This is a genomic window from Pseudoalteromonas luteoviolacea CPMOR-1 (genome assembly GCF_001625685.1).
Taxonomy (GTDB): domain Bacteria; phylum Pseudomonadota; class Gammaproteobacteria; order Enterobacterales; family Alteromonadaceae; genus Pseudoalteromonas; species Pseudoalteromonas luteoviolacea_K.
The window spans coordinates 191,231-204,722 of sequence record NZ_AUYC01000014.1 but is presented as its reverse complement, the minus strand read 5'-3'; the positions used below and the strand labels follow the sequence as shown (position 1 = coordinate 204,722).

At 43.1% G+C, this 13,492-nt stretch carries 12 protein-coding genes; 6 read left to right on the top strand and 6 right to left on the bottom strand.

The window, feature by feature from the left end; all coding sequences use genetic code 11:
- Positions 1–85: 85 nt before the first annotated feature.
- On the bottom strand, positions 86–2,131 hold the full coding sequence (gene prlC / locus N473_RS04165) for an oligopeptidase A (protein ID WP_063366839.1): 2,046 nt from the start codon (positions 2,129–2,131) through the stop codon (positions 86–88).
- A 152-nt stretch (positions 2,132–2,283) separates the two neighbouring features.
- Here prlC and gorA point away from each other — a divergent pair, with 152 nt between their 5' ends.
- Positions 2,284–3,642, top strand: a complete 1,359-nt coding sequence (gene gorA / locus N473_RS04160) for a glutathione-disulfide reductase (RefSeq protein ID WP_063366838.1) — start codon at positions 2,284–2,286, stop codon at positions 3,640–3,642.
- A 160-nt stretch (positions 3,643–3,802) separates the two neighbouring features.
- On the opposite strand, the gene N473_RS26965 is transcribed toward gorA, so the two are convergent.
- The 3 genes from N473_RS26965 to N473_RS04145 all read right to left on the bottom strand — a co-directional run bounded on the left by N473_RS26965 (position 3,803) and on the right by N473_RS04145 (position 6,172).
- On the bottom strand, positions 3,803–3,982 hold the full coding sequence (locus tag N473_RS26965; protein WP_046357001.1) for a DUF6693 family protein: 180 nt from the start codon (positions 3,980–3,982) through the stop codon (positions 3,803–3,805).
- Position 3,983: 1 nt separating this feature from the next.
- Entirely contained in the window at positions 3,984–4,940 is a 957-nt protein-coding gene (locus N473_RS04150; RefSeq protein ID WP_063366837.1) for a hypothetical protein, read from the bottom strand.
- Between the two features lie 341 nt (positions 4,941–5,281).
- On the bottom strand, positions 5,282–6,172 hold the full coding sequence (locus N473_RS04145) for a LysR family transcriptional regulator (RefSeq protein ID WP_063366836.1): 891 nt from the start codon (positions 6,170–6,172) through the stop codon (positions 5,282–5,284).
- Positions 6,173–6,329: 157 nt separating this feature from the next.
- On the opposite strand from N473_RS04145, the gene N473_RS04140 reads away from it, so the two are divergent.
- From N473_RS04140 to N473_RS04120, 5 genes are all read left to right on the top strand, one after another.
- Positions 6,330–6,743: a rhodanese-like domain-containing protein gene (locus N473_RS04140; RefSeq protein ID WP_063366835.1), complete on the top strand. Its 414-nt coding sequence runs from the start codon at positions 6,330–6,332 to the stop codon at positions 6,741–6,743.
- 47 nt (positions 6,744–6,790) lie between these two features.
- The gene (locus tag N473_RS04135; RefSeq protein ID WP_063366834.1) at positions 6,791–7,237 is read left to right on the top strand and encodes a GNAT family N-acetyltransferase; all 447 of its coding nucleotides are present in this window, start codon (positions 6,791–6,793) and stop codon (positions 7,235–7,237) included.
- 157 nt (positions 7,238–7,394) lie between these two features.
- The gene (locus N473_RS04130; protein WP_063366833.1) at positions 7,395–8,537 is read left to right on the top strand and encodes a fibrinogen-like YCDxxxxGGGW domain-containing protein; all 1,143 of its coding nucleotides are present in this window, start codon (positions 7,395–7,397) and stop codon (positions 8,535–8,537) included.
- Between the two features lie 288 nt (positions 8,538–8,825).
- The gene (locus N473_RS04125; RefSeq protein WP_063366832.1) at positions 8,826–9,674 is read left to right on the top strand and encodes a transporter substrate-binding domain-containing protein; all 849 of its coding nucleotides are present in this window, start codon (positions 8,826–8,828) and stop codon (positions 9,672–9,674) included.
- Positions 9,675–10,081: 407 nt separating this feature from the next.
- Positions 10,082–12,034, top strand: coding sequence for a BCCT family transporter (locus N473_RS04120; protein WP_063366831.1), 1,953 nt, complete (start codon positions 10,082–10,084; stop codon positions 12,032–12,034).
- 5 nt (positions 12,035–12,039) lie between these two features.
- On the opposite strand, the gene N473_RS04115 is transcribed toward N473_RS04120, so the two are convergent.
- Positions 12,040–12,525, bottom strand: a complete 486-nt coding sequence (locus N473_RS04115) for a MarR family winged helix-turn-helix transcriptional regulator (RefSeq protein WP_063366830.1) — start codon at positions 12,523–12,525, stop codon at positions 12,040–12,042.
- Between the two features lie 164 nt (positions 12,526–12,689).
- Entirely contained in the window at positions 12,690–13,331 is a 642-nt protein-coding gene (locus N473_RS04110) for an NAD(P)-dependent oxidoreductase (protein WP_063366829.1), read from the bottom strand.
- Between the last annotated feature and the right edge of the window lie 161 nt (positions 13,332–13,492).

Sequence of the window (13,492 nt, the reverse complement as noted above, 5' to 3'; positions counted from 1 at the left end):
TAGACGGAACTGTTTATTTTGCGAGTGCAAAAACAACAAAGCGCCCTTTCGGACGCTTTGATCATGTGCAAATTACAATATGCGCTTATGCAGCTTTGCCTATACCACTGTGACGCAACAATGCATCCACTTGTGGCGTACGGCCTCTAAAGCGTTGGAATAACACCATAGGCTCTTCTGAACCGCCCATTTCTAGGATGTTTTCCATAAAGTCTTTACCGGTTTGCGCATTAAAGATGCCTTCTTCTTCGAAGCGAGAATAGGCATCTGCTGACAGTACCTCAGCCCATTTATACGAGTAGTAGCCTGCGCTATACCCCCCGGCAAAAATATGGCTAAAGCTATGCTGGAAGCGGTTAAACTCTGGCGCCTTAATAATGGCAACTTGCTCTCTGACTTGGTTAAGTCTCGCTTGAATTTGGCACGCTTCACCTTGCTGATAATCGGCATGAATATGGAAATCAAACAATGAAAACTCAATTTGTCTGAGCATTTGCATGGCTGATTGATAATTTTTAGCCGCCAACAACTTGTCTAATAGCTCTTTTGGTAATGGCTCGCCACTTTCGTAGTGTCCTGATATAAAGCTCAGCGCCTCTTCTTCATAACACCAGTTTTCCAAAAATTGGCTCGGTAGTTCAACCGCATCCCATGCGACACCATTAATGCCCGCAACAGCAGGTGCATCAATTTGCGTTAGCATGTGATGAATACCGTGACCAAACTCATGGAATAACGTCGTGACTTCGTTGTGTGTAAATAACGCAGGCTTATCGCCAACCGCTTTGTTAAAATTACATACCAAGTATGCGACCGGTGTCTGCAATGTGCCATCTGACAATGTACGGCGACCCATACAGTCATCCATCCAAGCGCCGCCACGTTTGTGTTCACGCGCATATAGATCTAAATAAAAGTGACCACGCAGCACATCATTGTTGTCGTGAATCGCAAAAAAGCGCACATCTTCGTGGTAACTATCAAACTCAGTTACTTCAGTAACTTTAATGCCAAACAGGCGATTAACGGTTTCAAATAACCCATTTAACACGCGATCTGCTGGGAAGTAAGGACGTAATAATTCATCTGAGATGGCATATTTAGCTTGCTTTAGTTTTTCACCGTAATAGCCATAATCCCACGCTTCTAACTGCTCAACTTGATGCTCATCTTTGGCGAATGCTCTCAATTCATCAACCTCTTGTTGCGCTTGAGGCTTAGACTTTTTCGCCAAATCATTCAAAAAGTCAAAAACTTGTGCTGGTGTTTCAGCCATTTTGGTTGCCAGCGACTTATCCGCAAAACTATCAAAACCTAATAGCAGCGCCAATTCGTGACGCAATGCTAACTCTTCAGTCATGATCGTTGAGTTATCAAACTCACCACCATTTGGTCCTTGATCTGAAGCGCGTGTTACAAATGCCCGATACATTTGCTCACGCAAATCGCGATTGTCAGCATAGGTCATAATAGGTAGATAAGACGGAATATCGAGCGTAAATACCCAGCCTTCAAGCTCTTTTGCTTGTGCCGTATGCGCGGCCAAAGCCAGTGCTGACTCTGGTAAACCGCCTAAATCAGCCTCTTCAGTGACGTGTAAATGCCATGCCTGAGTGGCATCCATCACATTGTTGCCAAATTTTGCACCCAGCTCTGACAGTCTAGCGCTTATCTCACCGTAACGTTTTTGTCCGGCTTCATCCAAAGCAATACCCGACAGTTTAAAATCTCTTAGCGCATTTTTAATGGTTTTTTGCTGTGCTGTGCTTAAGCTTTCAAATTCGTCGCTTTGTTCAATCGATAAGTACGCCTGGTATAAACCTTGGTGCTGGCCAACATACGTTGAGTATTCTGAAATCAGTGGTAGGCACTCATCGTATGCTTTTCTTAATTCTTCGTTATTAACAACTGAGTGCATGTGAGACACTGGGGACCACATTTTAGATAACTTATCATCTGCTTCTTCAAGAGGTTGAACAAAGTTTTGCCAATTAAATTGCGTCTGCTCAAGCACTGTATCAATGGTTTTACGACAGTGTTCAATGGCTGATTTGAGTGCAGGTACAACATGCTCAGGCTTTATTTTTGAAAATGGCGGTAATCCTTCTTGGCCAATTAATGGGTTGCTCATAGTGTCTCTCTTAATTTTTTATTTCCTGAATAAACTTGAAATAAGGGCTAATAGCGCAAATACAAGTAAAACTTACTAATCTAGTTGAAAGTTATGGCGTATAAAAGCTGTCATACTAAGACTAGTTCAGCGAATTCAGAAGAGGAAACATTATGGCTCAACATTTTGACTACATTGCTATTGGCGGTGGTAGCGGTGGTATCGCATCAGCAAACCGAGCGGCAATGCGTGGCGCAAAGGTCGCCCTTGTCGAAGCAAAACACATGGGGGGCACCTGTGTGAATGTCGGGTGCGTACCTAAAAAAGTAATGTGGCATGGCGCACAAGTTGCTGAAGCCATTAAACTGTATGCACCAGATTACGGCTTTGACGTTGAGCTAAAAAACTTTAACTGGGCCAAGCTAATTGAAAGCCGTGAGGCTTACATTGGTCGTATTCACCAAGGTTACAATAAATACCTTGCCAGCAATGGCGTTACGGTGATCAATGGCTTTGCCAAGTTTATCGATAACAAAACCATTGAAGTCAATGGCGAGCAATATACGGCAGACCACATCTGTATTGCAGTGGGCGGTCGTCCTAGCATTCCAAACATTCCAGGTGCCGAGCACGGCATAGACTCAAATGGCTTTTTTGAGTTAAATGAACAACCTCGCCGTGTTGCCGTCATTGGCGCGGGTTACATTGCGGTGGAGCTTGCTGGCGTATTACATAGCCTAGGCACAGAAACCCACTTATTTGTCCGTAAACATGCCCCACTGCGTAACTTTGACCCTATGATTGTTGAGACGCTCACGGAAGTCATGGAAAAAGAAGGCCCAACATTACACACTAATTCAACGCCAAAAGAGCTCGTGAAAGAAGCTGACGGCTCTGTGACGCTGCACCTTGAAAATGGTGAGTCACACACGGTTGACCAAGTGATTTGGGCGATTGGTCGCGAGCCTGTGACTGATAAAATCAACCTTGCTGCGACTGATGTCGACATCACGGAAAAAGGTTTTGTGAAGGTTGATGAGTGGCAAAATACCTCAGTACCAGGTATTTACGCACTTGGCGATATCATGGAAGGCGGCATCGAGTTGACACCTGTTGCAGTGAAAGCGGGCCGTATGCTGGCTGAGCGCCTATTCAACCCAGAACTGCCTAACGCCAAAATGGATTACAACCTAGTCCCGACTGTGGTGTTCAGTCACCCACCGATCGGCACCATAGGTTTAACAGAACCAGAAGCGAAAGCGCAATATGGTGAAGACAACATCAAGGTCTATAACTCTACCTTTGCAGCCATGTACACAGCGGTGACACAACACCGTCAACCATGTCGCATGAAGTTAGTCTGTGCAGGCCCTGAAGAGAAAATCGTCGGCTTACACGGCATTGGCTTTGCCGTTGATGAAATGATCCAAGGCTTTGGTGTAGCAATGAAGATGGGCGCAACCAAAGCAGACTTTGATTCTGTTGTCGCTATTCACCCAACGGGCTCAGAAGAGTTTGTTACTATGCGATAAATCTGAAGTAATAAAGCTGACCGAGTTCGGCCAGCTTTATTTTAGAGTGACGAAATTAACACTGAGTTCACTCAAATTAACCTTATATTTCAAGCCTGATACTTTATAAAAAAATAGAGGTAATCTATCTAAAATACAGAGCTCAATAAAAAGTTCAATTTTAGTTTAACCTATCAGAGATAGAGTATTTCTTAACCGTTAAATTATTCAATACCAACTTTATCAAATAAAGAATAAAAAAAGGTAAAGCAACTCCGAAAGTTAGAACTACTAATATCTGCCAAAGAAGAATTGGAATAAGTACGTCAGTAAATTTTAAATTAATATTGAATTTATACATTTTATTGCCACTGGAAACAAACATAATTGCAATGCCACCCGGTTTGACCTCTTACTCTGGTACAAGTATGTCCATAATTATTACATACTGGTACATCGGGCTTCCCACCATATCCTTCAAATACTTTGAGCATTCTGTTTGCTGAGCCAGAGTTAGAGTGCTCTGTTCTAGTAGATGATTTCGGTTTTGATAGTGGGATATCATTACAGTCACCGTCGGTTGCTGTCGTCACAACAAATGTTTCTTTGTCAAAATCCATGTACCCCTTCATAAACCCACCATCAGCAGTTTGCAATCTAAAATTATTAGGTGATAGTATATTTAAAGTGCTCCCTGCCATTGATACAAAAGAGTTTGATGAACTTTCCATAACAGAAGTAAACTGAGTATATTTGACCATTGCTACCGCAATATGCCCATATGGGTCAGCACTTATTTCTCTTCTCAAGTTATGAAATAGAACTCTGCGCTCTCTAGAGTTATTAACATAATTGTGTGCCGTTTTATAATTTTCAGGTATTTCTTTAGCCACACATTGATTATTACTAGCAAATGAACTTCTACTTCTCTTTGCTGACACGTTCAACTTTTTACTAACTCTCCCACTTTTATCGAGTAACAAAGTTGAATTCTTGTAAAAAGTTTCTGCTTTATTTTTGGCTTTTACATAGTTTAGAAATGCAGTATGTACATCTCGAGGGACATCAGACTTAAAAGAATCTGTAATTGGAATATTGTCGTCAATTAGACGTTCGTAAAGGACGTATTTATATGACTTTAAATTGTGCTCATCAAATACATAAACATCTGTGCTCGAATTTCGCTTGACAGGCGCACTTTGTGCTTTTTGCTTTACACTATTTATTGAGCAATTGTTACAGGTTTTAATGTAAGTAGCTGAGAAAGATGAGTTAGAAAATAGAATTAAGATAAATGCTATTAAAGTAGATTTTTTCATATTACCTCCTGTAATAAAATCGGGAACATCATATATATAAAAAAGATAATGTAAAGGCTTTGTTTCCTAAATAATTGAACTTCAAGCCTTTGCTTTATCGAAAAAATATATCGTAACCTGTAACTTCCCCAGCTTTAGTGCGGTACTAAATACTATAAATATAAAGTCTGGAGAACCACTTTCCAGACCTCAAAAAAGTCCAAATTTCTTTGCGATTTTTTCCCTCTTTGGAAAAGTCCTCTAGACTCGGTGGGATGTAGGTCTCCAGATTACTTCCAGCTCTGGATGTTAACATTTCAAGAACACTATGAGATTACGAAATTAAAAGCCAACTGACCTGCTCAGTTGGCTTCTTTATGCTTCGATATCACTACCTGCCACACAGCACCTAACTCTTTTAATACGGCTTTTACCACTGGGTTATTTAGCGCTGACGATTTCGCCACTAAATTTAAAGGTAACTCAAAATCCAACAAAGTGAGCCGCTGTGCTTGTTTGGCTGCAACCATAACTTGCGCCACATCCAACTCAATAAAACTGACACCAACACCATTTGCAACCAAGCTTGCACGGGAAGCGTTATCTGTGCTTTGCACCTGTGATTTCACGGGCTGATTTACCTTCTTTTTCAGTGCAGCATCAAACGGACAATGCTCACCGACGCTTATCCAAGGTAACTCTGCAAGATCGTATACGCTATGAACCGTCGAGACATCAAATGAGGTAGGCACTATCGTGGTAATCGCCTGTTGCGCTAACTCGATATGACATAGTGCTGGGACACCATCACCATAAACAAATCCACCATCCAACTCACCTTTGGTCACTTTTTCAAGAATTTGTCCTGTGTTCAGGGCATGCAATTCCAGTTCAATACCTGGGCAGTGGTTAATCAGGGCATTAACCAGCTCAGCAACACGTAATGTACTCGCTTCTCGGTTTAAGCCCAGTTTAAAGGTGCCGATTATTTGTTCTGCGTTTGCTACCGCAAGGTTCACCATGTCTCTCGCGCTATCTAAGGTTTTTTGCGCTTGCAGACGAAGCTGCTCGCCTTTTGGCGTCAAACGCATGCCTTTGCTGGTACGCTCAAACAAGTTCGTTTTAAGTTCATCTTCTAATGCTCGAATATGTGCACTGACAGCAGGCGGTGTAGTAAATAACTGTTTTGCGGCTTTGGTTAAATTGCCCGTTTCAGCGACCACCACAAATGACCTTAAATGATAAAACTCCATGCGCTCAACCTAATTTGATGCTGTACCACCAATATACAACATGCTGGCTTTGAGGCCTATTCACAAAATGCGAATACGGTGTTCAGAAATGATGAATTTACCCACTCAATACCGCCTAGTAGGCTTTAGCTACACCAACGAAACAGGAGAAAGATAGATGACCAATGTACATGTAAACAATACCGCAGAACCAAGTGAGGCTCTGGCGCATTTTAGCGCAAAATTACACTGTGAAACGGATTGCAGCGATGTTTATGCCGACATCAAGCAAGGCATACAGAACTTTGTACTCGTAGATACTCGATCTGCACACGCTTATGCCAAGAGTCATGCGATCACCGCTATAAATATACCCAATAATGAAATCACCGCCGAACGTATGGCACCCTTTGCACCCGACACCCTGTTTGTCGTGTATTGCTGGGGACCAGGCTGTAACGGCGCCACAAAGGCGGGATATAAACTGGCGCAGCTAGGCTATAAAGTCAAAGAAATGATAGGCGGGATCCACTATTGGGAAGACTTTGAGCGGTATCCTGTCAATCGACATTTAGGTGATCCACAACAATAACCACTTGGGGCTTGTGATGATCACAAGCCCTAACAATAGGAAGTATAATGACAGTCAGTATCATACCAGCAACCGAAACACATCACCCGCAACTGCTCAGCATGTTCGTTGCACATGCACACCATGAACAGCATACACTTCATATTGATGACCAACTACAAACCATGGGCGCGCTAGATACGCTCCCAGTCGAGCTATTTATCATTGAACTTAAACACACCACCATCGGTTATTTCAGTGTCATCCCTCAATTTTCTACATGGGATATGAAAGAGTACCTATATTTAGATTGTTTATTTATACAGCAAGCCTATCGCGGTATGGGGATTGGGCAAGCTGTGATGGGCTATATTTTCGATTTAGCAAAAAGGCGAGGATATCAACAAGTCCAGTGGCAAACGCCACACACAAATCAAAGTGCGATAAAATTTTATATCGCGCAAGGGGCAAAACCCAAGGCAAAACAGCGCTTTTTTTACGCCATAAATGAGTGAATCAGCATACCGATGCGCCGAGCATTAACTTTTTCATAAATTACGCAATGAACCCAAACATACAACCAACTTCCGATATTTTATGGCACACTAAACTTGTATTCTCAAGCTTTAAAATTACGAAAAATCAATACCCTATAATCTCAAAGGAACTCTCATGACCATAAAACCACTCGCAGCCGCGTTGGCCTGTACTTTTATCTCAATGGGCAGTGTTGCAGCAACCAATATCGCGCAGTTTATTGACAGCCAAGGTAATGCAAACATCAATACACCAGCTCCAACACCTTATGTGTTTAACCAAGTTGATATTGATTCTGTCAAAATCACTCAACAAGGCAGCAAATTTTTTGTTGAAGATGCCGGTATTTATCGAGTGAACTACTCACTGAGCTGGCGTACATCAGGCGTTGGCGCATCCGCTAGACGCCAAATCAAAACGTATATTTTAACCAATGGTACTGATATTTCTGCAACCTCCTATGAGTATGCACGAATTGAGAATTACGCTGAAAATGCCACCAACCAAGGTAACTTTTTACTTGAACTCAACGCTGGTGACTACATTGAGCTTATCCACTCAGCGTCTTCAGAAAACCTCAATGAAGCACTCTCTAACCCAGGTGAAAGCTGGATTGCATTAGAATTTGTAAGCACCCGTGAGGACAATGGTAAATATCCAAAGTCTTGTTTAGAAATAAAGCAAAATGCACCTGCCAGTAAAAGTGGCACGTATACCATAGATCCAGATGGAACAAGCGGTGAAGCGCACTTTGATGTGTACTGTGACATGGCTACGGAAGGCGGCGGCTGGACCTTGATCTCTAAATATTCTGGTATTGGTGGTCAATGTCACTATCCAGACTTTAATGCCTGCAACCTAGAAGGTATGTCACATGCTGGGTTAAGCCAAAGCGCAAAGTTAAATCACAATGCCATTATCGCACTGGTCGATGGACGCAGTGATGCGCTTTTCAGAGCAAAAAGCACCTTTGATGACACTGTGATAAAAAGAGTCGATGGCGGTGACCCATTTGCCACTGTCACGGTTGGTGACAAGTTTGCCTGTCGCGACATTGCTAAATCCAACTGGCACAACTATTCAATTGATGGCCTAGTACAATATCCAACGCGTTTAACAACTTGGACGACAAACCTAACTTATGTGGGTAAGAGTGACCAAGTGACACAGTGTGGTAATGGGATAACCTTTGAAAGTGAGCGTTTCCCTGCACTTCATGCTATTGATGCAGGGGCCACAAGTGCGCCGACAGTACAAGGGGCATTTTATATCAAATAAATATCTATGGGGTCAGGCTAAACGCCTGACTACCCCACTACTTCCCTTGCATCAGGTGCAATTTATATCCTGTTCATTCACGGGGTATTCTCTGCCCGAGTATCAGAATAAAAACACATCAACATGGGCAAATCACAAGCAAATTCCGCTCGGCACGCTCGGGGTCACGGTGTGCTTGACCCCTTATGTCACTGAGCGAAAAAATCCGCACTGAACAACTGAGGTTAAATAGACAAATAGAAGACTGACCGCAATACTTAAGTTGTTATCAAAGTGATATAAGCGACTATGAAGCAAGCTCGGTCATTATTTTTTTTACTCTCTGTCATCACCAGCCACGCCCTGTATGGTGCCACAGTGGAGCACAAGTTGATCGTATCGATGCACCCTCTTGAGCCTTTTGTCTATATTGAACATGGCAACGTCACTTCAGGATTTATCGTTGATATTTACAACCAAATTGCAAGCCGCCTCTCTCATTACCAGCCTGTACAAGTCAGTTCTTTTGCGCGTGGATTAAACATATTAAAACAGCCCCCAAAAAGGGTCATGTCACCTTCAGGTAACGTAACTTTATACCACAGAGCACACCTTATCGTCGCTAAAACCCCTGAACGGATCCCCGCCTTTAAATGGGTGGGCCCCTTATTATTTGATGGCGCTGTTTTATACAAACGCTCAAACGATAAAAGAGCGTTTAACCAGTTTGGTGATATTCGCCGCCATCAAGCAACTTGTGTATCACAGCGTAAAGTTGCAGACACCGAAATATACAAAAAATATCAGATCCCATTTCATGAAACGGACAGCCAGCTTGAAGCCATCCAGTTACTACTTCAGCCCAAAAGCCGCTTTGATTGCACCATTATTTCACTTATGAATACCCGAGAAATACTCGCTTCTGCTGGCTATGCTCTCGACGCCTTGGCCCCCATGTCTATTCAGTTATCTCCACACGCCGTGTATATGGCCTTTTCCGCTGAGACACCGGATGCAATCGTCACAAAATGGCAATCCGCACTTGATGCATTGGACTCACAAGGTCTTCGACTCACCTATATTCAACAATACGTCCCTTTTTACACAGAAGAGCTCGAATTGATGTTACGTGATGCAGTGGATAATCACAGCCACTGACATGTCTATCTTCAAATAGTCCAAAATTAATTACAATTAAAATAAAATGCACACCACTACGAAAAATAAAAAATACCAACACAGATTAGATTGATATAAAAATATTCAAAATAAAATACAAACCAATGAAAAATAATGTTTTTTATAATGACACCACACCACAACTTGTAACACGACTTTAAATATCAGTATCAAAAAGTTACAATACTAACTATTAGAGCTCTAATAAATGAGCTTATATCAATACATCAAGGCAATGAGAGAGATATGAAAACCTGCAAAGCTAAGCTGGTATTGCCTGCTAACACAACGCAAATCATAGGCTTCACAAGGCCTAGGCGTTACCGATTTCTTTTCACATTTTAGTCAAGCAAAATCATTTGTAGTCTAATAAATAGAGTTTCACTATGAAAAAAGACAACACATCGCTTAATCTCCCCGTTTTTTACAACGCTTCTGCGATTGTATTGGCGCTGGTGATTTTTGCCGTGATCAGCCCTTCAACCGCATCATCATTATTTTCTGTTACTCAATCGGCCATTACCCAAAATGGCAGTTGGTTTTATGTATTAACCGTCGCCATCATTTTGGGCCTTGTGGTGTACTTGAGTATGTCTCGTTTTGGTGAAATTAAATTAGGGCCCGATCATTCAGATCCCGATTACAGTTTCTCTACTTGGCTCGCTATGTTATTTGCCGCTGGCATGGGAATAGGTTTGATGTTTTTTGGCGTGGCAGAGCCGGTGATGCATTTTGTCTCACCGCCTTCTGCGGATACAGGTTCGGTTGAAGCCATCAAAGAAGCCATGCGGATCACTTTCTTCCACTGGGGGTTTCACGCATGGGCTATCTACGCCATTGTGGCGATGATTTTGGCTTATTTTAGTTACCGGCATAAACTGCCTCTGACATTGCGTTCAGCCCTTTACCCAATTATTGGCGACAAAATCCATGGTTGGATAGGCCATGCTGTGGATGTTTTTGCCGTTGTCGGTACTGTATTTGGTGTTGCGACCTCGTTAGGGTTAGGCGCAGCGCAGGTCAACTCTGGGCTTGCCTATTTGTTCTCTTTTGATGTCTCGGTGCAGAATCAAGTCGTCATTATGATCACGATTACAGCATTGGCATCTATCTCCGTGGCGACGGGGTTAGACAAAGGCATTAAAATTTTATCGCAGACCAATATGATACTCGCTGTAGTGCTGTTGGCTCTGATCTTCTTTATTGGTCCAAGCGTGTTTTTACTGCAAGCGTATGTGCAGAATGTCGGTGATTATTTATCGGATATTGTGTCTACCACGTTCAACTTATTCGCGTATGAGAAAAAAGATTGGATTGGCGGCTGGACTATTTTTTATTGGGGTTGGTGGCTTGCTTGGGCACCTTTTGTAGGCCTCTTTATTGCCCGTATATCAAAGGGCCGTACTATTCGAGAGTTTGTCATTGGCGTCACCTGTATTCCGACCGCATTCACTTTATTATGGATGACCATTTTTGGTAACTCGGCACTGGCGATGATTTTTGATCAAGGCATGACAGGGATCTCAGATATGGTCAGCAACAACTCTGCCGTTGCCCTATTTGTATTTCTAGAAAACTTCCCTCTGTCTGAGTTTTTAATCGGCCTATCTATCATCATGATTGTGGTGTTTTTTGTCACCTCTTGTGATTCAGGTGCCATGGTTATCGACATGCTGTGCTCAAACGGCAGCAATAACACCCCACTTTGGCAACGATTATTTTGGTCGATTGGGGTCGGGGTTGTCGCTGCTGCGCTGAGCTTAGCGGGTGGACTTGATGCACTGCAAACACTGACCATCGTCAGTGCGCTACCATTCTCAGTGGTATTGCTCGTCGCCTGTTATGGGCTCATTCGCGCACTGCGTATTGACGATGCCAAGCGTAGCACACACACCATACCGATGACGTTTGACAACCAAGTCAATGATGAGCAAACGTGGCAAGAGAGCCTTGCGCTGCTTATCGCAACGCCTGCTAAAGGCAAGGTTGATAAATTTATCTTAAAAGAGGTGAAACCTGCGCTGAAAAAAATCAGAGATGAATTTGAAAGCAATCAAGTCGAGGCTGAAGTCAAAGTAAATAACGCTGCGGTTATTCTTACCGTTCATCACGGTGACGAGCAAGACTTCATTTATGGTGTGTATAAAAGTGAAGCATTACAACCAGATTTTACGCAAAGTGATGTCACAGATAGTGACTCGTATTATCGCGCCGAGGTGTACCTCAGTGAAGGCGGTCAAAACTATGACATCATGGGGTGGTCTGAAAGCGCCATCATCAGCGATGTATTAGCGCAATATCAAAAGCACCTTCACTTCTTAAATGTGCTGCGCGAGTAGCACGGTTACTTTCCCGATTCGGTTTGGTTCATCGGTGCTATCTCCAGCACCGGTGCCGCATCGAGTTCATTTGCATCCATCATGGTGGCGATCCGCTGCATAGACGAGAGTAGCAAAGATTGCTCCCATTGCTCTAACTCACAAAAGTTTTGTATAAAGTGTTCTTGCAATGGCTGCGGTGCATCAATTAATAAATTCTTCCCTTGTGGAGACAAAAACAGACTCACACGACGTTTATCTTGTGCGCTGCGCACCCGCTCTACCAAACCTCGGCTCTCCAAACGATCAAGTATGTTGGTCACCGTCGCAGCACTTAAATTAACATGCTTCGCGATTTGGCTCGCCGTGACGCCTTTTACACGCGCAATCTCTTGCATAATCAACAGCTGTGGACCAGTCAAACCCGATGACTTATTAAGTTGCTTTGAATGCAAGTCAATGGCGCGGATCACCTTTCTAATTGAGACTAATAGTTCTTCGTACTTTTCCATTTATTAGCGCTACCTAACAATACCAATATCGCCAGTATAATCGCTTCAGTGGCGCTGAACCACTAGAAATCACAATCAGTCTCAACAGCCCAACGGCAACAAACGCGCGACAGATATTAAGCCAAGTTAGTATTAAACAACTGCACTTGGCGATAATGGTTAAATTAATAACCCGCCGTAAATACTTTCCCCACATACGTCGCCGACTCTGCCTCATTAATTAGCGCGATTGCAAAGTCTTGCCATGAAATATGCGACTTACCCGCCTCATCAACCAATAACTCGCCCTCACTGACTCTGAACTGCTCGGTACGGTCGCCCTCACCAATCAATGCCGAAGGGCTCGCATAGCTCCAATTCTGATTTTCATGTGCTTCACAATGTTGGTATTGCTCAAAGCAGGCTTGAGCGATGCCTTTCCATGCTGGAGGTACCAGCGAAGTATCGTTTAAAACCAGACCACCGTTCGAGTTGGGAACCGTCAAGCAAGCCGCGCCACCAACGAGTAATAAACGTGTGCGTGTCTCACGTAAGCCTGTCAGTAAAGACTCAGCAATATCGACAAGTTGCTTTTCCTGCCCGGCCGTTGGCCTGGTTGCACTGATCACCAAATCTTGCTCTTTACTCAAGCGGATCACATCTTGAATATCATTCACATCACCCACTTGCGCATAAGCTTGAGCCGGTAGCTGTGACACTTTTCGCACATCTCGCGTTACTGCCGTCACTTGATGTCCGCGTGAAATTGCCTCATTTACGACGGCCTGACCTATATTACCTGTTGCGCCAAATACGGTGATACGCATGTACTTCTCCTTTCAATCTGTGTGCTTAAGAAACACCTCCACTTTAAGAGAATTTTCAATCGCTGGAATTAACCTAGGTTTATTTCTGTAAAAAATAAAAATTTAAAAGGAATAAACCTTGGTTCATTACAAGCTGTCCGTTCACAGTTAAGCTAGGTACT

Coding starts and splice junctions, on each gene's coding strand:
- prlC (WP_063366839.1), bottom strand. CDS start 2,131: ATGAGCAACCCATTAATTGGCCAAGAAGGATTACCGCCATTTTCAAAA.
- gorA (WP_063366838.1), top strand. CDS start 2,284: ATGGCTCAACATTTTGACTACATTGCTATTGGCGGTGGTAGCGGTGGT.
- N473_RS26965 (WP_046357001.1), bottom strand. CDS start 3,982: ATGTATAAATTCAATATTAATTTAAAATTTACTGACGTACTTATTCCA.
- N473_RS04150 (WP_063366837.1), bottom strand. CDS start 4,940: ATGAAAAAATCTACTTTAATAGCATTTATCTTAATTCTATTTTCTAAC.
- N473_RS04145 (WP_063366836.1), bottom strand. CDS start 6,172: ATGGAGTTTTATCATTTAAGGTCATTTGTGGTGGTCGCTGAAACGGGC.
- N473_RS04140 (WP_063366835.1), top strand. CDS start 6,330: ATGACCAATGTACATGTAAACAATACCGCAGAACCAAGTGAGGCTCTG.
- N473_RS04135 (WP_063366834.1), top strand. CDS start 6,791: ATGACAGTCAGTATCATACCAGCAACCGAAACACATCACCCGCAACTG.
- N473_RS04130 (WP_063366833.1), top strand. CDS start 7,395: ATGACCATAAAACCACTCGCAGCCGCGTTGGCCTGTACTTTTATCTCA.
- N473_RS04125 (WP_063366832.1), top strand. CDS start 8,826: ATGAAGCAAGCTCGGTCATTATTTTTTTTACTCTCTGTCATCACCAGC.
- N473_RS04120 (WP_063366831.1), top strand. CDS start 10,082: ATGAAAAAAGACAACACATCGCTTAATCTCCCCGTTTTTTACAACGCT.
- N473_RS04115 (WP_063366830.1), bottom strand. CDS start 12,525: ATGGAAAAGTACGAAGAACTATTAGTCTCAATTAGAAAGGTGATCCGC.
- N473_RS04110 (WP_063366829.1), bottom strand. CDS start 13,331: ATGCGTATCACCGTATTTGGCGCAACAGGTAATATAGGTCAGGCCGTC.